Source organism: Paenibacillus sp. SAFN-054 (assembly GCF_051966755.1).
Classification (GTDB): domain Bacteria; phylum Bacillota; class Bacilli; order Paenibacillales; family Paenibacillaceae; genus Paenibacillus_AQ.
In genome coordinates, this window is record NZ_JBQCKS010000001.1 from 973,638 (window position 1) to 994,537 (window position 20,900).

17 protein-coding genes and 1 riboswitch are annotated in these 20,900 nt (G+C 52.3%); of the genes, 14 read left to right on the top strand and 3 right to left on the bottom strand.

Features of this window, described 5'->3' with window-relative positions; translation table 11 throughout:
* The first annotated feature begins 119 nt into the window (after positions 1-119).
* Entirely contained in the window at positions 120-1,094 is a 975-nt protein-coding gene (locus ACTHPM_RS04620; protein WP_440394005.1) for a phosphotransferase enzyme family protein, read from the top strand.
* A 92-nt stretch (positions 1,095-1,186) separates the two neighbouring features.
* Here the strand turns inward: ACTHPM_RS04620 and ACTHPM_RS04625 are convergent, their stop codons facing one another.
* On the bottom strand, positions 1,187-1,576 hold the full coding sequence (locus ACTHPM_RS04625; RefSeq protein WP_440394007.1) for a hypothetical protein: 390 nt from the start codon (positions 1,574-1,576) through the stop codon (positions 1,187-1,189).
* Positions 1,577-1,923: 347 nt separating this feature from the next.
* Here ACTHPM_RS04625 and pepF point away from each other — a divergent pair, with 347 nt between their 5' ends.
* Together pepF and ACTHPM_RS04635 are read left to right on the top strand one after the other, a co-directional pair.
* Entirely contained in the window at positions 1,924-3,723 is a 1,800-nt protein-coding gene (gene pepF, locus ACTHPM_RS04630; RefSeq protein ID WP_440394009.1) for an oligoendopeptidase F, read from the top strand.
* Between the two features lie 305 nt (positions 3,724-4,028).
* Positions 4,029-4,113, top strand: a riboswitch (cyclic di-GMP riboswitch).
* Positions 4,114-4,262: 149 nt separating this feature from the next.
* A complete protein-coding gene (locus ACTHPM_RS04635) occupies positions 4,263-9,440 on the top strand; it encodes an NPCBM/NEW2 domain-containing protein (RefSeq protein WP_440394011.1) in 5,178 nt (1,725 codons plus the stop codon).
* A gap of 114 nt (positions 9,441-9,554) precedes the next feature.
* On the opposite strand, the gene ACTHPM_RS04640 is transcribed toward ACTHPM_RS04635, so the two are convergent.
* Positions 9,555-9,926: a winged helix-turn-helix transcriptional regulator gene (locus ACTHPM_RS04640; protein WP_440394013.1), complete on the bottom strand. Its 372-nt coding sequence runs from the start codon at positions 9,924-9,926 to the stop codon at positions 9,555-9,557.
* Positions 9,927-10,157: 231 nt separating this feature from the next.
* Here ACTHPM_RS04640 and ACTHPM_RS04645 point away from each other — a divergent pair, with 231 nt between their 5' ends.
* Positions 10,158-10,925, top strand: a complete 768-nt coding sequence (locus tag ACTHPM_RS04645; protein WP_440394015.1) for a DODA-type extradiol aromatic ring-opening family dioxygenase — start codon at positions 10,158-10,160, stop codon at positions 10,923-10,925.
* Positions 10,926-11,001: 76 nt separating this feature from the next.
* On the opposite strand, the gene ACTHPM_RS04650 is transcribed toward ACTHPM_RS04645, so the two are convergent.
* The gene (locus tag ACTHPM_RS04650) at positions 11,002-12,399 is read right to left on the bottom strand and encodes an amino acid permease (protein ID WP_440394017.1); all 1,398 of its coding nucleotides are present in this window, start codon (positions 12,397-12,399) and stop codon (positions 11,002-11,004) included.
* 310 nt (positions 12,400-12,709) lie between these two features.
* Between ACTHPM_RS04650 and ACTHPM_RS04655 the strand changes: the two genes are divergently transcribed.
* The 10 genes from ACTHPM_RS04655 to ACTHPM_RS04700 are packed head-to-tail and all read left to right on the top strand — an operon-like array spanning position 12,710 to position 20,858.
* Positions 12,710-13,264, top strand: a complete 555-nt coding sequence (locus ACTHPM_RS04655) for a biotin transporter BioY (protein WP_440394019.1) — start codon at positions 12,710-12,712, stop codon at positions 13,262-13,264.
* Positions 13,265-13,306: 42 nt separating this feature from the next.
* The gene (locus ACTHPM_RS04660) at positions 13,307-14,773 is read left to right on the top strand and encodes a class I adenylate-forming enzyme family protein (RefSeq protein WP_440394021.1); all 1,467 of its coding nucleotides are present in this window, start codon (positions 13,307-13,309) and stop codon (positions 14,771-14,773) included.
* A complete protein-coding gene (locus ACTHPM_RS04665; RefSeq protein ID WP_440394023.1) occupies positions 14,770-15,921 on the top strand; it encodes a thiolase family protein in 1,152 nt (383 codons plus the stop codon). The genes ACTHPM_RS04660 and ACTHPM_RS04665 overlap by 4 nt, the downstream gene beginning before the upstream one ends.
* A complete protein-coding gene (locus ACTHPM_RS04670; RefSeq protein ID WP_440394025.1) occupies positions 15,918-16,313 on the top strand; it encodes an FAS1-like dehydratase domain-containing protein in 396 nt (131 codons plus the stop codon). Before ACTHPM_RS04665 ends, ACTHPM_RS04670 begins: the two co-directional genes overlap by 4 nt.
* Positions 16,297-16,644, top strand: coding sequence for a MaoC family dehydratase (locus ACTHPM_RS04675; RefSeq protein WP_440394027.1), 348 nt, complete (start codon positions 16,297-16,299; stop codon positions 16,642-16,644). Before ACTHPM_RS04670 ends, ACTHPM_RS04675 begins: the two co-directional genes overlap by 17 nt.
* The gene (locus tag ACTHPM_RS04680; protein WP_440394029.1) at positions 16,641-17,459 is read left to right on the top strand and encodes an SDR family NAD(P)-dependent oxidoreductase; all 819 of its coding nucleotides are present in this window, start codon (positions 16,641-16,643) and stop codon (positions 17,457-17,459) included. The genes ACTHPM_RS04675 and ACTHPM_RS04680 overlap by 4 nt, the downstream gene beginning before the upstream one ends.
* Positions 17,460-18,260: an ATP-binding cassette domain-containing protein gene (locus tag ACTHPM_RS04685; protein WP_440394030.1), complete on the top strand. Its 801-nt coding sequence runs from the start codon at positions 17,460-17,462 to the stop codon at positions 18,258-18,260.
* Entirely contained in the window at positions 18,245-19,102 is an 858-nt protein-coding gene (locus ACTHPM_RS04690; protein ID WP_440394031.1) for an ATP-binding cassette domain-containing protein, read from the top strand. Before ACTHPM_RS04685 ends, ACTHPM_RS04690 begins: the two co-directional genes overlap by 16 nt.
* The gene (locus ACTHPM_RS04695; RefSeq protein WP_440394032.1) at positions 19,092-19,880 is read left to right on the top strand and encodes an energy-coupling factor transporter transmembrane component T family protein; all 789 of its coding nucleotides are present in this window, start codon (positions 19,092-19,094) and stop codon (positions 19,878-19,880) included. The genes ACTHPM_RS04690 and ACTHPM_RS04695 overlap by 11 nt, the downstream gene beginning before the upstream one ends.
* Positions 19,881-19,895: 15 nt before the next feature.
* The gene (locus tag ACTHPM_RS04700) at positions 19,896-20,858 is read left to right on the top strand and encodes an NAD(P)H-dependent flavin oxidoreductase (RefSeq protein WP_440394033.1); all 963 of its coding nucleotides are present in this window, start codon (positions 19,896-19,898) and stop codon (positions 20,856-20,858) included.
* The last annotated feature ends 42 nt before the right edge of the window (positions 20,859-20,900 follow it).

Consider the following 20,900-nt stretch of genomic DNA (forward strand, 5'->3'; position numbering starts at 1 on the left):
GCTCTATGCAGCCGCTTGGATAAGCGGCTTTTTTTGCGTCTTTGCCTAGAGGAAATCTATCCATGTATTAGCACGTTCTGATACAGTTAAGGGGAATACACAGGGAGAGAGGAACTCAAATGACGAATGAGAGGTTGCTGCAGCTCGCAAGCGAATTTGGAATCAGTCAACCGAAGATCACTTTTTTGAGGCAAAACGAGAACATGACCTACAGAGTTGATGACGCTGACGGAGCATCTTATCTGATGCGCATTCATCAACCCGTCACAGATCATATGGCGGGCTTGCAGCACACCTACGAAGGCCTGCTGGGTGAACTGCATATGCTGGATGCGCTGGCTCGGGAAAACCAGCTTCGCGCCCAGCGGCCTGTGCGAAATCTGAACGGAGAATTCATTACGGTCACCCTGCTTGAAGGAAAGCAGCTGAATTGTTCCATGCTGACCTGGATAGAAGGAAGGGACCTTCAGCCCGAGGATTTAACGAATTCTGAGTTTGCCAAGTTTGGTGCTCAGTTGGCCGAACTTCACGATTTTTTGCGAAATTATCGGCATGAGAGTCTGGACAAGCGTCCCCAACAAGGGATCGAGTATAATGATGGAATGGTTAGCTCCATCAAGGATGGATACAGGCAAGGATTGTTCACTTCCTCGGATGTCACCGTCATCGAGAATACGATCCGCCGGATTAACTCCCGTCTGAATGACCTGGGGCAAACGAAGAAAACCTGGGGACCGATCCATGGCGATGTGGGGAAGGGGAATATCATTTTAACACCGGAACGTGAATTGTGCTTCATCGACTTCGGATTCTTCGGGCGGGGCTATTACCTGCTGGATATCGCGATGGGAGCTTGCATGCTTCCAAAGGAACATAGGGATGCTTTTTTAAAAGGGTATTACGGACATGCCGAACTGTCTGAGAGTGAAATGGCCTTGCTCGAAGGTTTCCTGTTGGTCGGAATCATTGGTTACTACGCTTTTCAAATGGGGAATGAATCGGTACATGACTGGATGCGGAACCGTATGCCGAAACTTTGCGCCGATTACTGCCTTCCGTATTTATCGGGCGAGCGGATATGGGACAAGGTTTGACGAACAAAAGGCACATTAGATCGCATTCTAATGTGCCTTTGGTTATGAATATGTCATGATTAAGGTTAATCAGGTCATATGTACCTCTCTTTTCAACCGAAGGAAGTCAGGACGCTTTGTTGTATCAAATCCCGAACCTCTTCTTTGTATGCGGCATGCTGCTGTGCCGTTATGTTTCCGCTTCGGAGGCGGTCATCCAGCTGCTTGATCAGTTGGGTTGTCTGCAGGTCGATAATTCCTGCCGTTTCCACGCCCTGTTCGACTGCGATCTCATGAAGGGATTTGCCTTCATATAAAGATTCATATAACTCTTCCTCGGATGCCTGGTTCAGGGCATCGAGCAGGGGGTCCTTTTCCTGTGCGTCGGTTGTAGACCACTTTGCCGCTGGGCTGGCTTTTATCAGGGAACCGCCAATCGCGGAGCTTCCGAAAGACATCACGACGACAATGGTGCCGACGATCATAATTCTTTTGATTCTCATCTTCATAAACCTCTTTTCTTCTATGGTGAGTACGTTTCCTGTATGATCGGGTGCGGAGTATGAGAGTTTAAGCCCACTCACATTGTATAGCTGAAATCTGAAAGATACCTTAAGCAGGCTTTAAGTTCTTATAAAACTCGGGCAGCCGGAAACGCAGCTTATTCGGAGGGCGTACTCATGTATATGTACGAAAGAACACATGGTTTGGTTCCAAAAACGAAATGGGCAAGCCTAATGGTACCGGCTTTTTCGGGGTTCTGTGCAGTAAAAGCCAGAGAATCTGTGATAAAATGGGTTTTATTAACCAAACATTGGTCAATTATTCCTATGAAAGAGGTGCTTGGCGTATGTCGAAAATTTTGAAGCGTGCAGAAGTGGATATCGAAACAACATGGAATTTGAAGGATATTTTTGAGACTACGGAGGCATGGGAAAAGGAATTAAATGCCGTTCAGCAGGATATCTCGTCTGTGACCCAATATGAAGGGAGACTCGGGGAAGGGTCGGATATGCTGCTTGCCTGCCTCCTTGCACAGGAAGAGCTGCAAGCCAGAATGAACCGGGTAGGCGCTTATGCGCATCTTCAACAATCCGGCGACAGCATCAGTCCGGAAAATCAGATGAACGCGTCGAAAGCCCGCGATCTTGCTTCTCGGGTCAGTTCCGCACTTTCATTTATTAAATCCGAAATCATGGAACTTGAAGATGGAATCATTGCAAAGTACATAAAGGAGCAGCCGGAGCTTCAGGCGTTCGAGCGCAGTCTGGAACTGCTTGCGCAAACCAAGCCGCACAGGCTGTCGGCAGAAACCGAAAAGGTTCTAGCATCCTTAGGCGAAGTACTGGATGCCCCATATCGTATCTACGAGCGCAGCAAGCTGGCAGACATGACATTCCCGCCAACCACGAACGGTCTAGGGGAAGAGGTGCCGGTATCGTTTGCGCTCTATGAGAACAAATACGTGGAATCTCCGGACACGCTCCTACGCCGCAATGCCTTTAAAGCCTTTAGTGGGACGCTGCATCAATATCGCAACACATTCGCAGAGACTTACGGAACGGAAGTGAAGCGCCAGGTCATCGAATCGCGGCTGCGCGGTTATGATTCCGTGACAGACATGTTATTGAAGCCGCAGCAGGTTACAAAGGAAATGTACCACAATGTTCTGGACATTCTCCAGGAAGAGCTTGCGCCTCATATACGCAAATATGCTGCGCTGAAGAAGCGGGTGCTCGGTCTGGACCGGATGACCTTTGCGGATCTCAAGGCTCCGCTTGATCCGGATTTCAGCCCGAGCATATCCTTTCAGGAAGCGGGGGACCTGATTAAGGAAGCCCTTACGGTTCTTGGACCGGAGTACGGAGAGATTGTGGATCGAGCATTCAAGGAACGCTGGGTGGATTATGCGGATAATGCGGGTAAACGGACCGGGGCATTCTGTATGGCGATTCCAGGCGTTCACTCGTATATCCTGATCAGCTGGGCTGATAGCATGCGCGGCGCTTTCACGCTAGCTCATGAAGTAGGGCATGCCGGGCATCTCATGCTGGCAAGCAAATACCAACGGCTAACGAATTACAGACCTTCATTATATTTTATCGAAGCGCCTTCCACGATGAACGAGCTGCTTCTTGCCGATCATTTGCTGGCTAAGTCAAGCGATCCTAGAATGCGGCGCTGGGTCATTTCCCAACTGCTTGGCACGTACTTTCACAACTACGTGACGCATCTGCTGGAAGGGGAACTTCAGCGGCAGGTTTATGATCTCGCCATGCAAAATGTGCCGATGACGGCAGTGAAATTGTGTGAGCTTAAAGGGAATATTCTATCCTCGTTCTGGGGGGAGGATGTCGATATTGATGAGGATGCGAAGCTGACCTGGATGCGCCAACCTCACTATTATATGAGTTTATATCCTTACTCGTATGCCGCTGGCCTTACCGCCTCGACGGCCGTTGCCAAGCTGATCCGTGACGAAGGGCAGTCCGCCGTGGACCGCTGGCTCGACGTATTGAAAGCCGGGGGATCCATGAGTCCGCTCGAGCTCATGAAGCTGGCGGGCGTTGACATGTCGCGGCCTGAACCGATCCGAAGCGCGGCCGCCTATGTAGGCGAGTTGATTGACGAGCTGGAAAGCTTGTATTAGGGTAGGTTTGCAAGCCGTAAATTGTATTCTACGAACGAGTCCTATGCTCCATGGACTCGTTTTTTTATATCTGTAGGTATTCTGAAGGAGTAACTTAATCCATCGTTTCGTGCTGCATAGGATAATACTTGAGGCTATGTCTGACGACACGGCAGCTAGAGGATAAAAATGAATAGGACAAGAGCATCTAAAATGTTGATTTGCGAAGAGGGCTAGTATTATTAGGGACCTATTCCTTACTCTAGTTCCTTGTATTCATGTAGAAACATGTAAAATTATGTTACTGTTTGAACAGAAATTGAAAACAACCGCATAGGCAAACCTGGGGAAACCCAGGGACGCAAAGCTATAGGGACTAAGGCTTCACAGCTAGGTTAGCCAGATGCCAAAAGGCGCAATTCGCTTTTTGAGGAATACGGGTGCATCGTTTTTGGGACCTTGTTTTGTCATGTGCCATGCGAGTGATTGTAGATGCTGCCTGTGGCAGATTTTCGATCCATGTTTTCGTTCGCACATCCCCATGGAAGAGAGGAAATAGAATGAAAAAAGCGGTTGTCATTGCAACATCGGCTGCATTGCTGGCGGGTATTCATGGAGGAATAGGCACCAGGCAGGCTGCGGCAGCAGAAATGCCGAAGGTACAGGCGCAAGCCCTGACGCAGGACGTCAGAAATGTACTCGCAGATCCGGTTCAAGCCGGTTCCCAGGCGCAAACGTCGGTGTTCGATCTATTCGGTAGTCCGAAACTTGAACCTTATAATCTCCAATTCAAAATGAATCCTTCGAACATCCAGACGATCACGAACAATGGTGGAAAGTACGCAAGCTCGGTCATTGGCAACGCCATTGACGGGGATATGAATACCCATTGGGAAACAGGAAAGCCCAACTCGGCGACCTTTACGAATGAGGTTGTTGTCCAGCTGAAGGAAACGGCCACCCTGGAACGGATCGTTTATGCCGCAAGACAGACAGGAGCGAAGGGGAAAGGTTTTGCCAAATCCTTCGAGATATACGGCTCAGCCTCGGATGACGGGAATGATTTCAACTTGGTCACAACGGGAGAATATCTCGGTTCAACAGGTGATGTTGTGGAGATAAAGTTCACCCCAACTGCCTTCAAACGTATCAAGTTCGTGTTCAAGAAAGCCAATGAGGACTGGGCTAGCGCTGCCGAATTTGGCTTCTACAAGGCCGATCCCGTCCGGGAAGCCATGAACAGCCTGTTCACGGACGGAACGATGAGCGAGGTGGCGCCGGCTTATCGCAGCGCCGAGCGACTGGAGGAGTTGGAGAAATCGGCCCAATCCCATCCGCTTTATGAGAGTGAATACAGTGCCTCCTTGCAGCTCGCTGAGTCCATCGTAAGTGGCCAAGCGAATTTGCAAGATTACATCGTGACGGCAGAACAGCGCGGTGATATGAAAAAGCATGCAAGCGAAAATTTGCGCATGGGCTTCGGGACCAACAATCAGCCGACTGGCTTTGCAGCCCTGCCGGGACAGACGGTGAACGTGTATGTCGATACTCAGGCCAAGGGCAAGATGCCTTCGCTGGTTTTCTCCCAGCAGGAAGGGTCCTGGAACAGTTGGGCAAGGGGTGTAGCGTTGCATCCGGGGAAGAACACGATCGTCGTTCCCGAAGCGCAAGCGAACAGCTCATATGCTCATACCGTGACGAAGGGCGGTCCCGTTTATATCGTCAATCCTTATACGCCCGCAGAACAAGGTCAGGCTCCGCGGATCCGATTCGAGGGGCTTCAGAGGATTCCGCTCATGACAAAGGATACCGATCCGGCTGCCTTCAAAGCTTTTGTCGCGGAATACAAGCAGAAGCTTGACGCAGACAAGGCAGCTCATCCGAACGTACAGGACCGGCAATTGATCGATGTGGCGGAAATGGTGAGCGATCATGTCATTTTTACGGGTACAGCGACGATTGCCTACAACCAGTACGTGACTCATGAAATCGATCCTCAAAGTACGCTGTCGGGGTATGATCTGTGGATGAGCCGCAACTTTACCTTTTACGGGATGGACGGACGCAGTCTCCGCCATGATCCGAAGCAGATCCGCGAGAACATCCGTCTGATGCAGCCTTACGGCTACATGTACGCAGCCGGCGATCATACCGGCATTCAGATGGATGCGGTGCCGCTTATGATGAGCGACTTCAAAAAGACCTATCCGGGCTGGGGACTGACGCATGAAATCGGGCACCGCATGGCGGTCGGGGAACGGGAATACGGCGAAATCACGAACAATATGCTGTCCATGCTGATGTCGGTTTCTTATCATTCCTTGGACAACCGCATTCCGTTTGAAAGCATGTATTCCTACGTCATTCAAGAAAATAAAGCGGTGATGGATCAGCGGTCGCTTTCCGAAAGACTCGGTACCTACTGGCAGCTTGAGCTCGCTCATCCGGGCTACTGGGCTGAGCTGAACAGCTTATACCGGGAACGCAGAGTTTCACTGGCAAACGGCGATAACTCGAAGCAGCAGTATTTGATCCAATTTTCGTCCGAAGTGCTCGGAATGGATTTGAGCAGCTTTTTCGCGCGGCACGGGTTCACCGTAAACCCGGAGACAAAGGCAGCCACATCCGTCTACCCGGCTTCGCCGAAGCTGTGGTATCTGAACAATGGTATCGTCGGATACGAAGGGAACGGGATTGAGGACGTGAACGCAGCAGTCACCCTGCAGACGGCGGTCAATGCGGCGAATAAAACCAATACGCTTCGGATGGGCGTTGACAAGGCTTATGCCAACGATCTTTTGGGCTATGAAATTTATCGGAACGGCGAGCTTATCGGCTTCACGGGAACGAATCAATTCGTGGATGCGAATGTTGATCCTTCCGTCAATTACACCTACAAAATCATTGCCTACGACAAAAAGCTGAAGGCGCTTAAGCCGGTGGAGGCAAAAGCATTCGCACCGAAGTTGTCCATAGAAGACCGGATTACCCTGAAGTTGAACCAACCGTTTGATCCGCGGAACTATGTCAAGGCAATTGAATATACGGGAAAGGACCTCACGGGTTCGGTCACCGTCAAAAACAATTCGGTGGATGTGACGCAAAAAGGCGAATATACAGTCACGTACGAAGTGAAAAGCGAAGGAACGACAGTCAGCCGGACGACCCATGTGAGCGTCGTCAGTGATTATGCTTATCTTTCCGACCTGCAAGCTGTCAAGGCAACTGTGGGGTGGAAGGAGCTGGTGAAAGACAAGGCTCCATCCGGCAGCGCCATCACCCTGCTGAGACAAGGACAACCCGCCGTTTACGCCAAGGGCTTGGGAACGCATGCCAACTCGGAAGTCACATATTCCATTGATGGTCTCGGTTATGACCAATTTGAAGCCTATATCGGCATTGATCAAGCAGTGAAGGACAGCAAGGCATCGGGTACGTTCGAGGTTTACGTGGACGGCATCAAACGTTGGGAAAGCGGCGTCATGCTCGCAGGCACCGACCATGCTTACGTGAATGTTCCAATCGCAGGAGCCAAAGAGCTGAAGCTAGTAACGACAGACGCGAACGAGAACGGAAATAGTTCCGACCATACCGTATGGGCGGACGCCAAGCTGACCAAGCAATCCAGCAAGCCCGTGCTGACGCTGCCCGAGAGTCGCAGCTTCGTGAAGCTCGGCGAAGCTTTTGACGCGATGAATGGCATTGCAGCCAAGGATGCCGAAGACGGCGACCTTACGACACAAGTCAAGGTGGAAGCGGATCGTTTGGATGTCGGCAAAACCGGCACGTACCAGGTCGTCTATTCGGTAACGGATCAAGACGGCAATACTGTAAGCGAAACCCGGGAAGTCGTCGTTTACAGCGCTTCGACCTATATCAGCGATCTGAATTGGAGCTCTGCCACCACGGATTACAATGTCGTGCGTAAGGATAAAGCAAGCTCCGGAGGAGCTTTGAAGCTCTTGGTCAACGGTGAAACCAAGGATTTCGCCAAAGGCATTGGCACGCACGCCAATTCCGAGATCGTCTATTCGCTCGCAGGTACAAGAGCGGAGTACTTCGAGGCTTATGTGGGCGTTGACCGAAATATTCCGGAACAGACCCATTCAAGCGTCATCTTCCGCATTCTGGCCGATGGACAGGAAGTATATAACAGTGGAATGATGAATTACGGCACTTCTGCCGAATTGGTCCGTATTCCGGTTGCGGGCGTTCAGGAGCTCCGACTTATCGCGGATAACGGCGGCAACGGCAACGCATCGGATCACGCCGATTTTGCGGATGCCAAGCTGCTCGTCCTGAACAGCTCCCCGTCACTCGTCATTCCGCCATCCGTGTCGACGGAGGTCGGGCAGGCGATCGATTTGAATGGTTCCTATTCGGCGATGGATGCAGAGGACGGGGATTTAACGGGCCAGGTACAAATCAGTGGGCTGGATCGCGTTGACTTTAACCGTAAAGGAGAATACCAGGTTACCTATACGGTAACGGACAGCGACGGGAATACGACAACAGAGGTCCGCAGCATTGCGGTCGTGGATATGGCCGATGCGAGGTACCTGACGGATCTGGACTGGACGTTTACGCAGAACAGCTACACGGCTCCGCGCAAGGATGTGTCCATCAGCGGAAACGCACTCCGCTTAACCGACGGCAATAACCGGGAAGTCCGTTATGACCGCGGGATCGGGGCTCATGCGAACTCGACCATCGTATACGGCCTCAGCGGCTTGCACGCGGCATACTTTACGTCCTACGTTGGCGTCGACCGCCAAATGTATGGCACCGTCGGGTCTATCCGCTTCGAGGTGTATGTGGATGGAGCGAAGAAGTACGACAGCGGAGTGATGAATTCGCGCGACCCGCAGAAATTCGCGAAGGTGGACATCAACGGAGCTCAGGAACTGAAGCTCGTCGTCACGGACGGGGGAAATGGTAATGGGTCGGACCATGGAACATGGGGTGATGCGAAGCTTCATCTGATTGGAGAGAGCGAGAGCGTTCTCGATACGAGTCTATTGGTTGCGGTGATAGAGGAGGCAAAGTCGGTCGCCGCGGGAGATTATACCCCGGAAAGCATCAAGGCTTTGCAGGTGAACGTGCAACAAGCGGAGCAGATGTTGGCAGGGAATGCGGCAACCCAGGAACAAATCCATGAGGCCGTTTCTTCCGTCAGACAGGCGATTCGAGGTCTCGTTGCCCAAGACCTTACGCAGCCGGTGGCTATCAAAGACGACTATTTAAAGAAATCCATTCAAAAAACGCTTGGCATTACGAACGAGCCGAAACTGGGCGATATGCTGAAACTGACGAAGCTCACATGCGATTCGGGCCGCGTGACTTCGCTGCAAGGCCTGGAAGCCGCTGTGCGTCTGCAATCCCTGGACATCCGCGGCAATGCCGTGACGGACTTTTCCATTCTGAGTGGATTGCCTGAATTGACGGATTTGTCGGCTGATCCTCAAATCGTAGAAGTCGGTGAGCTTCAAGGTCCGGTGGCCCGGATTGATAATCCGGTTGTTGGACGTGACGGCAATAAAGTCATACCGTTCGCCGCGGCGGCAGTCAGCAATCCGCTTAACAAGGACTTGACCCTGGATATAACGGAATGGGCCGAACATCCCGACACCTTCACGATCGACCTTTCACAGGAAGAGAAAGGGTACTACATGCTGACCCTTGCTTATAAGGTGGAGGGGAATCTTGTTCAGCTCATTTACATGGTAAATAATAAGTAGCATTCATTATGAAACAAACCCCCAATCAAGTGCGAAGCTCTTGATTGGGGGTTCTTTGGCTAAGGTTCAAATAAAGCTGAGTCTTATACAATCCGGTCATCCAAAGCGATCCTGTTATCGCTCTTCCATCCTGCTAACGAAAGACTCAACCTCGCGGTCTTCTCCATATATTTCGTTCAAGTGCTCTACATGAGCCATTCCCCAATCATTCATCGCCTGTAATACAGGGGTCATGCCCATGCCGTACTCGGTGATGGAATACTCCACTTTAGGCGGAATCTGCTGATATATTTCACGATGCACGATATCATGATACTCCAATTCCCTTAATTGTGAGGTGAGCATCTTTTTGGTGATGTCCGGAATCGCCTTTTGAAGCTCGCTGAACCGCATTGTTCCATTGGAAAAAAGCTGAAAAAGGATGACGGGTTTCCATTTACCGACCAAAATTTCAAGTGCTGTCTCGACCCTGCATTGGTTTGACATGTTTTATCCCCCTCTAGAACGTTGCCGTATGTAGCTATGGTATCTTTTTGTATACTATGTTTATTTGAAGTGCCTACTTCCGATACATGACCCTTGGGCATTATTATAGCTTTATAAATCGGTTGCTTACAAGGTGAACATTCAATCGAAGAATACCGCCGCTTGGCGCTTGGCTTTATTGGTGGCAATCGGACTCTTTTAAGTCCTTGAACAGAATGAGGAGGCTAGACGATGCTTGCACCCGTCTTTTTAGCACATGGTTCGCCGTTTACAATTTTTGAGAAGTCCGATTTCACGAAATTTTTAAACCGGTTCGGTCAGGCAAACCGCCCCAAAGCGATCGTGATTTTTTCGGCGCATTTCGAAAGTGACATCACCACGATTGCCGCTACCGATGACGTGCATGAAATGGTGTATGATTATTACGGCTTTCCAGATTCCTTCTATACGGTAAAATACCCCGCAAGGGGGTCCAAAAAGGTAGCCGCTCTTGTGGAAAAACGTTTAGCGGAACGGGGAATCCCTGTACAACAAAAATACAGAGGCTTGGATCACGGCGTATTTCCGATCATGATGCATGCTTATCCGGAAGCCGATATTCCTATCGTACCTGTATCGGTTAATCCCTTCTTACCTGCCATGCAGCAAATTTCCATCGGCCAAGCATTGCAGGGACTGGAGAATGAGGGTATACTCGTGATCGGCAGCGGCTTCGTGACCCATAATCTTCGCGCTTTTGACAGGGATAAGGATGCGGCGCCGCGCGAATGGGCTGTGCAGTTTACGAACTGGATTCGTGACAAAGTCACTGCCGGAGATATCGACTCTTTAAGCCGCTACGACGTCCTGGCCCCGCATGCAGACATAGCCGTACCGCGGCCGGAACATTTCGTGCCTTTGCTCATTGCGCTTGGCAGCGGCATGCCGGGACGTAACGCCGAGGTGTTGTTTGATACGATCGAGCACGGTTCGGGAAGCACGCTTAGCTTTCGGTTTTAAGTATGTGATACAACGATGTAAATCGAAAGGCGCCCATCGAAGGATGGACGCCTTTCTTGTATTTACTAGCCGCTCATTACATTCCTGATCGGCTGCGCATGAGTAGAGGATAGAAGAGAATACCGCTGACGATCAGCGCGATTCCAAGCAGGAATGTCTTCAAATCCGCGGTCCCCGCCACAATGACCCATAACGAGTAAATGGCTGCCACGACCGCGATGAATCCTTCGGTCACCCGTTCTTTCCTTATCGTGTAGGTCTCACCGGTCCAGATCAGTTTAAGCTGGTAGATCGATGCGATCAGATAAGGGACCAGGTAAGCAAGCGTAGCAATATAGATGATGAAATCAAACGCAGCCGAGATGGAGCCTGAGATCGTGGAGAATAGGAGAATTTGGCCGAGTGCGCTGGATATCCAAATGGATACCGTCGGCATGCCTTTGCTGTTCTCCTTGGCGAACGACTTCATGAATACGCCCAGCTTGGCCGCTTGAAACGGCACCTCCGAGCTAAGCAGTACCCATCCGATGGTGGAGCCGAGAAGACTGATCAATCCAAGCGCTGCAAGCAGCTTCCCGCCAACGGGTCCAAGTACGGCAGTAATGCCGTCCACGAGCGGATTTGCGGAAGCTGTCAGCTGTTCCTGCGTCAGCAGGCCCATGGTCAATATGCTGATACCGACGTATAGCACAAGCGATATCAGCAGCCCTGCGATCGTAGCGCGGCGAATATCCTGCTTGTTGCGGGCACGTGCGGCGAAGACCATAGCAGACTCCACGCCGATGAAAGCCCATAATGTTGCGACCGCTGCTCCGTTAATCTGGGACAAGAGCCCAAGCGTACGACCATCGTCATTGGAACGCGGAGCGAGGAAAGGGCCGATATTACTTTTATCAAACGCATAAAGAGCGATGATGATAAATAGTGCGAAGCCGATGACCTTGGTCGCTGTGGCGATGAAATTCAGGCGCCCCGCGCCACGCATGCCTTTCAGGCAGATCGCCTGCGTTCCCCATAACAGGATCGAGCACACGAGGAAGGTCAAGGCATTCCCTGCTTTAATCGTGAAGCTGCCGATGGTGAGCCATGATTTGTCGCTCGTCAGCACGGGGAAAAAGGTGGACAGGTAGCTGGCGAATGTGGTGATCACGGCCACAAAGCCGGCGATGTTGCCGACCCAGTAGCCCCATGTCGACATAAAACCGGCTAACAGGGAGCCATGTGAGCCTTCGCGAAACAGCTCCTTGGCGTAGATTTGAGGTCCGCCGCTTAATTCGGGCTTGCGAACGGCCAAGCTGCCGAATACGAGCGCAAGCGTTAGTACACCGAGTCCCGTGGCGGCCCAAGCTAGAATAACTCCTGCAGGGTTTGCCGCTTCTGACAATGTCCGAGGCAGCATGAAAATGCCCGAACCGACCATATTGCCGACCACCAGGGCGGTCAGAACCCAGAAGCCTAATTTATGACTGGTCATGTTGTAAAACTCCTTTTTAACAAAAATACATACGTATCCAGGTATGATCAAAAATGAAAGGACAGATATATATCATACACTTTCTTCTGGTAAAGCACCAGAGTATTTTTTTGAAATATGACGCGATTGCGGCTGCTGACTTAGAAAAATGCCTTTATTCGTACAACATTTAGGCGTTTCGTGTTTCTATTGTCAACCTGTAATAACTTTTTAGGTTTACAATAGTTGACGATCATTTTATAATGCTATTACGTTTAGCAGTCGACTCTATGCGTAAATTCATTCATTACATATTAACGGAGGAAAAATCTTGAAAACGAAATCCATGGTATTTGCCGCATTATTTGCTGCTTTCATCGGCGTGTTGGGGATGGTTCCACCCATTCCCCTCGGATTCATTCCGGTTCCGATTACGGCGCAAACTCTTGGCGTTATGCTTGCCGGATCCTTTTTAGGCAAAAAAACGGCTGGCCTAAGCCTGCTTTTATTCATCGTATTAGTTGCATTGGATATGCCGCTTCTTTCCGGAGGACGAGGCGGTCTTCCGGCACTGCTGGGACCATCCGCAGGATATATTCTCAGCTGGCCGGCGGCGGCGTTTTTGATTGGTTACATGACGGAAAAGGTATGGTCAAGATTGAAAGCCTGGAAGATCATCGCCATTAATATCGTGTTTGGGGTGCTGTTCGTAAGCATGATCGGAGCGCCAGTGATGGCATTGGTGACGCACACGTCGATTTTAGCCGGGCTGGCAGGAGCGGTGGCATTTTTGCCTGGAGATTGCTTGAAGGCTGTCATTGCCGCCGTTATCACGGTTCAATTGAAGTCCATCAGTCCCATTGAAGAAAAAACGTACCGTGCTTGAAAAAGGAATGTTGTAAAGGTGAGCGGGGGATGAAATATGAATATGGTATCACCAATTTTGATACATGCCGAACGGAATCCAGATCAAATCGCATTATCGGATAACCAGCGAAGCTTGAGCTATTCAGAACTGTCCACAAGAATCAAAAAGGTCGCCAGTGGACTTCAAAAACTCGGATTGAACCGTGACAACATTGCGATATGCGCCGACAATCGAACCGAGTTTGTCGAGGTCTTTCTGGGGGCTGTTTACGCGGGATGCGTTCCCGTTCCCCTGGACCTGAAGTGGAGCCTGGGAGAAATACAGACGGTTCTAGGGCATTGCCGACCCGGGTTGTTTTTTGCGGAAAAAGCGCTGCTTAAGGACCTGGATACGATGGGGCTACAGGTATATACATTTACGGATGAAAGCGAAGGTTCCTATGACCGCTGGCTGGATTTATTATTACCAGATGGAGAACTCGCAGAAACCAACGAGCTGCTGTTTATCGGCTTCACGTCTGGGACAACGGGAATGCCGAAAGGTTATTCACGTACCCACCGGTCCTGGATCCGGAGCTTTGAAGCGACCAGAGAAGCGTTTGGGCTTGTTGGCCTGGAGCATCATTGCGCGCCGGGACCGTTCGTCCATTCCTTATCCTTATTCGCCCTGATGCAAACCCTGTACGTCGGCGCGACGTTTCATGTCATGCGCCAGTTCGATGCCGGAGAGGTGCTGCGGCTATGCAGCAGATTTCCAGATATGGTCCTGTTTGTCGTGCCGACCATGATCGAAGCGTTAACGAGACAAGCCGCTGTCGGAAGCACCAAGATCGGTGCCTTGCTCAGCGGTGGAGGAACTTGGCCAGAAACTTCCAAGGAAACATGCATGAAGGTGTTTCCGCAAACGAAGCTGTATGAGTATTACGGCTCCTCGGAAGCAAGCTATATCGCCTTTATGGACATCGCCGAGCAGAAGCCGAAATCGGTGGGCAGACCCTTTCCTGGCGTCGAGGTATCGATTCGGGACGATCATTTTCACGAAGTGCCTGACGGCAACATTGGACAGCTCTACGTGCGCAGTGGAATGGTTTTTAGAGGCTATTACGGCATGCCTGACGAAACGGCCGACGTATTCCGCGACGGCTGGCTCAGGCTTGGGGACTATGCATTCATGGATCTGGAGGGATATTTGTATATCGCCGGTCGTGCGAAGAATATGATCGTATCCGGAGGAATGAACGTCTTTCCCGAAGAAGTGGAGTCCGTGCTGCTGCGATTACCCGAAATCAAGGAAGTCATGGTTTATGGAACTGCCGACGATTACTGGGGAGAAATCATCACGGCCGCTGTGCAGTGGAACGGCTGCACCAGCCTGTCCCAAGAGGAGATCAAGACGTTTTGTCGCCGGCATCTCGCGAGTTACAAAACTCCGAAGCAGCTCGTCACGGTAGATGAGTTCATCTATACGGGCAGCGGGAAAATAGCGCGCCAAGCAATGAGGGATATGTTGTCAGGAGGGCTAACATGAAAGAAGCCGTCATCGTCATGGCCAAGCGTACACCAATCGGCAGAATGGGCGGTGCGTTAAGCGAACTGGAACCCGAAGCCTTGCTAGCCCCCTTGATCCGGCGAATGATGACCGAAACAAGGTTGCCCGAAGATGCGATCGATGATGTCATCATCGGCAACGTTGTCGGACCTGGCGGAAATATCGCGAGAGTCTCCTTACTTGAAGCTGGACTGCCCGTATCTGTGCCCGGCGTGACGATCGACCGCCAATGCGGGTCCGGACTGGAGGCGATCAATATTGCGATGCGTTGCATTCAGAGCGGCGCCGGAGAGGTGTATCTTGCGGGGGGCGTGGAAAGTGCGAGTCGGGCGCCATGGAGAATGACCAAGCCTCGGACGCCGGCAGACATGCCCCGCCTGTATGCGCGGGCTCCGTTTACACCGAGCTCATACGGCGATCCCGACATGGGCATGGCTGCCGAGAACGTGGCCCGCGTTTATAACGTCTCCAGAGGGGAACAGGACCGTTATGCCTTGCTGAGCCATCGAAAGGCCGTCGCTGCACAGCGGTCCGGGAGGTTCACCGACGAGATCGTACCTCTCATGGCAGGCGGCCGATGGATCAAGCATGACGAGTGTCCGAGGGCAGACACGAGCCTGGAAAAGCTGCAGAGACTGTCTCCCGTATTCCTGAAGGAAGGCACCGTAACCGCAGGCAATGCTTGCCCGATTAACGACGGTGCGGCGCTTGTCCTCGTGATGTCGGACAGAAAATGCATCGAGCTTGGATTGAAGCCTCTTGTGCGGCTCGTCGATGCCCAGGCGGCAGGCGTGGACCCGCAGCTGTTGGGCACCGGTCCGGTCCCTGCCGTCCGCAAATTACTGAATCGTCGGGGGCTGTCGATCGACGATATCAACATCGCCGAGTTTAACGAAGCATTCGCTTCCCAGGTGCTGTCATCGCTTCAAGAGCTGGGACTGCCGGAGGACAAGGTCAATTTGGGGGGCGGCGCCTTGGCCCTCGGTCATCCTTACGGCGCATCCGGGGCGGTTCTGATGACGCGCTTATGCGCCGAGATGCGGCGAAGTCCTTATCGCCGGGGGGTAGCTACTCTTGGTATCGGAGGAGGCATCGGACTCGCGACGCTGGTGGAGGCAATCCGATGACGAGCCTGAGGAAGACGATCCAAATCACCTCGGCCTGGATATCAGAGTACGCAGGAAGCATTCATTCCCCTGCAACGACCGTCAATGGCCGCTTGGTCGCGCCTGCAACCATGCCCGTCATCTTCTGGCAAAGTTTGGACATTCCTTGGCTCAGAAATGCCGGTCCGCTGATCCTCGGCTCCCAAGCTTTTTCCTACGAAGCGCCGATTCTGGAAGGCATGACGCTGGACGTGAAATTATCGTTAATGAAGACGGAGAAGAAAGCCGGTAGTCAACGCACATTGACATTGTACACGCACACCCTGTCATGCGCGTATCGTGACCGGATCATCGTAACCGCGGAGACAGTAATCATCAAGATGGGGAGGCAGCATGATGATCATTCGCATTAAAGCAGAAGACGTTATTCAATACGCCAATGTATCACAGGATGAGGCACCGATTCATCGGGACGCCGAGGCGGCGGTTTTAGCGGGATTCGATCGCCCCATTGCACATGGCATGTACCTGATGGGATTGGCGCAATCCTTGTACCTGGCCAAGCATCACAATCAATGGGTGATTTGCTGCAGCATGAGATTCATCAAGCCGGTGTACGTCGATTCAGATGTTTCATTTCATTATGAAGTGCAAGGGGACCGGATTAAAGTAGATGTTATGACCGACGCGGGCATTAAGGCAGCGATCGGCGATTTTACGGTGAAGGAGGGATTTGAAGGATGAAAACAGCCTTGATTACGGGTGCGTCCAGAGGCATCGGGCGCAGCATTGCATTGCATCTTGCCTGCAGCGGATACCGGGTCATCGTGAACGGCACCCGCCAGACGCAGATCGATGAAGTCGTGGCTGAAATTATAGCGCGAGGAGGCGAGGCTGCCGGATACCTTGCGAACGTGGCCGATCCGCAGGAGGTCGCGGACATGTTCAGCACCACCTTCGATACATACGGTCCCATTCAAGCGTTAATTCATAACGCTGGCATCGTTCGGGACCGAAAGTGCGCGCGGATGACAGAGGCGGAATGGGAGGCTGTGATCGCTGTGCATCTGAACGGGGGATTTTACTGCATACAGCAAGCCTTGAACCATATGGCGGACGAAGGAGGAGATATGATATTGATGACATCGACCGCGGGTCTTACAGGCTCAACCGGACAGGTGAACTACAGCGCGGCCAAAGCGGGGCTTCTTGGCATGGTCTGGACGCTGGCCGAGGAGCTGCGGGGGAGGAGAGTCCGAGTCAACGCCATTGCGCCTGCCGCGTTGACCGATATGACGAGACCCGTAATCGAACATTTGAAGGACAAGCATGCTGCCCGGAACGAGCCACTGCCTGAGTTTTGGCAGATAGGCGAAGCGGACGACGTCGCCCGCTTCGTGGTACGGCTCTTGTCTCAGCCTGATCTGGAGCTTACGGGGGAGATATTCGGCATTAACGGGACGAAGGCGACACGTTGGAAGAAGCCTGAACCGGATTATTCCGAGGATGGGATCGAGCGCTTTTTTGCCGAGTGGAACAGGCGGAAGGGGAGGAATTAAATGCTGTCGCTGGATCATGTTTATTATGGTTACCGCAAGGGCTGTCCCGTAATCGACGATGTTAGCTTAACGATCCGGGAAGGAGAATTCGTGACGCTGGTCGGTCCCAACGGCTCGGGAAAATCCACGATAGCCAAGCTAATGAACGGGCTGCTGCTTCCAACCCGTGGGCAGGTTTGCTATACGGCTCCAAATCAAGGCGACAGTGATGATCCTGCAAGTATTCAGGCCTGGATCGGCTACGTTTTTCAAAACCCGGACGACCAGTTCATTACGACGACGGTATTCGACGAAGTCGTGTTCGGACTCGAAAATATCCGGCTGCCCAGAGAGGAGATGCGCGGGCGTGCCATGTCGGCGCTGCAAGCGGTAGGCATGGAAGCATTCACGGATGCCCGGCCGCATCAGCTGTCCGGAGGACAAAAGCAGCGCGTGGCAATTGCGTCGATCATTGCCATGCGCCCCAGCATGATCATCTTCGATGAAGCGACTTCCATGCTAGATCCGGAAGGAAGAACTCAAATGATGAAGATCATGCGGCGGCTGCACGGACAGGGGATGACCGTGGTGCATGTAACTCATCACATGGATGAGGTGCTGTCCGCTGAAAGGGTTCTTCTGCTTCATCAAGGAAAACTCGCTTACGATGGTGAACCCTTGCGTTTTTTTGAAGTGGTGGACGCGGCTGCTCACAAGCTCAAAGAGCCTTTTGCCGTCCGGTTGAGCCGGCAGCTTGGCCAAAACACCCCGTCGACGGCGGATTGGAAGGAGATGATTCGTTCGGCATGGCATACGAATTGAATCGCGTGCATGTGAATTTCGATGGACGACAGGTGCTCAAGGATATTAGCTGCCGCATAGAAGAAGGAAAATGGATCTCGATCATCGGACCCAGCGGAGCCGGGAAATCTACTTTCGCCAAAGCGCTAAAAGGTCTTATACCGGATGCGACAGGCGAATTTCGTGAGAATGGGCAGCCCGTTTCCCGCGATGGTAAAGGCAGGATCAAAGTTCGGCAAGATGTCGGTTTTGTGTTCCAGTATCCCGAGCATCAGATTTTTGAAACTAGCGTGTATCGAGAGCTTGCCTTCGCTTTGAAAATTCGGGGGCTGCCCGCGGATGAAATCCGGAAAGCGATCAAAGATATTCTGCCCCGGGTGGGTCTCGAAGCGGGCATTCTTGATAGCGCTCCATTCCAGCTGAGCGGAGGCCAAAAACGCCGCGTCGCCATCGCCGCGGTCTTGTTGACGGAGCCGCGCATGCTGATTATGGACGAGCCGACTGCAGGACTGGATCCATGGAGCCGAACGGAACTGTTAAATATGCTCAAGGCATGGCAGATTAAGAACCGCACGGTATTGTTTATATCGCATCAGATGGATGATGTTGCGGAATATTCGGATGAAGTGATGGTCTTCCATCAGGGGAGATTACTCGCGCACGACGATGTCATCGCGACATTCCTTGGTCCGGACGGTTCGCTCCAGGAGGCCGGCTTGCCTCTTCCAGAGCCGGTGCAGGCGCTGCGGTTTATGGAAGAACTGAGCGGAGTGCCTATTGCGGTAAAGAGCGTCCGGGAGAGGGACTTATTTGAAGGCGTTCGTTCCCTCCTGGAGTCAAGAAGTTTAGCATATGAAAGATAACCTGCTCATAGGTCAATATGTGGAGGCGAATTCCATCCTACATTCCCTGGACCCGCGGACGAAAATGATCAGCACGTTCGTGCTTATGCTGGGCTTATGGTCGGTCGATTCACTGGAAGTCTGCTCGTTGGCAGCGCTGTTCGTGTTGGCGATGTCCAAGATAGCCGGCATTTCGGTCCTTAAGATGGCGAGGGGATTAAAGCCGCTGACGCTCGTGCTGGCGTTTACGTTCCTGTATCATGCGATGGCCACCGATGGCACCGTTCTCGTAGCCTGGCATGCGATACGCATCACAATGGAGGGGTTATCTAGCGGCGCGCGCTACGTGTTACGGATCGTACTGCTCATCCTGCTGGGCTCCATGCTGACGCATACGACGAAACCGTTGACCCTGGCGCTGGGTTTAGAAAAGCTGATGTCCCCCTTGTCCAAACTGCACGTTCCCGTGGAGCAGTTCTCTCTCATGATCGTCATCGCGATCCGGTTCGTCCCGACGATTCAGGAAGAGATGGAACGCATGCTCTTAGCACAAAAGGCAAGAGGTTATGACATTTCGAGGATGAGCCTCTTGAAAAGGGCGTTCGCATACGTCCCTTTGCTGATTCCGCTGATATATAACGTCGTTCAGCGCGCCGATCAGCTGTCTTTAGCCATCGATGCGCGCGTTTACGGAAACGGGAAGGGAAGAACGTCATATAAACAGCTGAGTTTTCAGGGTAAAGATGCAGTCGCAGGAGGATTTACTGCTATGATTACAATCTTGTTATTCTGGTTCTAGAAAAGGGGGGGGATGATGTTGGATTGGACGACGCCTATAACGGAATTGCTGCGGATCCGATATCCAATTATTCAAGGGGGACTAGCTTATTTGGCCTATTCGGAGTTGGCGGTAGCGGTATCGAATGCCGGAGGATTAGGGCAAATCACGGCCATGAGTTTGCCGGATGCGGAAACGCTGCGCAGGGAAATCGAACGGGTTCGCGCGTGCACGGATCAGCCTTTCGGAATCAACTTCGCGATCGGCATGCATGGCGCGGACTACAACGACCGTTTGCGGGTCGCCATCGAGGAGAGAGTTCCGGCCGTCACCGTGACGGGCGGCAATCCTGTACCGTTACTGGAACAGCTGCGTAGGACGGACATCAAGACGCTTGTGCTCGTCGCATCGCGCAGGCAAGCACAGAAAGCTGAGCAACATGGGGCTTCTGCCGTTATTGTCGTCGGACAAGAAGGAGGCGGCCATCTGGGCCGGGATGATGTGGGCACGATGGTGCTCGTTCCCCAGGTGGCCGATGCCGTGAACATTCCTGTCGTGGCCTCCGGCGGCATCGGCGACGGGCGCGGCTGGATGGCGGCCCATGCTTTGGGCGCGGCTGGTATTGAAATGGGTACCCGCTTCATCGCTACCCGGGAATGTGTGCATGCGTCCGAAGCCTATCAGCGAGCCATCATCGAATGTTCGGAGTCGGATACGGCGATCATCAAACGTTCGATCGGTTATCCGGCGAGAGTGCTGCGCAGCGGATACATCGACAATCTGCTCAAGGTGGAACATGAAACGCCGACCTTTGAAGCGCTGAAAAATCTGATGAACGGCGAAGCTAACAGGCGCTTCATACATGACGGCGATTCCGAACGAGGCTTCGGTTTCGCGGGCCAATCCGCCGGCATGGTGGATGATGTTCCAACTGTAGCCGAATTGTTTCACCGGATGGTTGCGGAGGCGGAAGCAGTCCGAAACCGGTGGAGCTCATAGGTCGACCACAAATATCCCTCATTCCTGCATGTATTGGTTGTC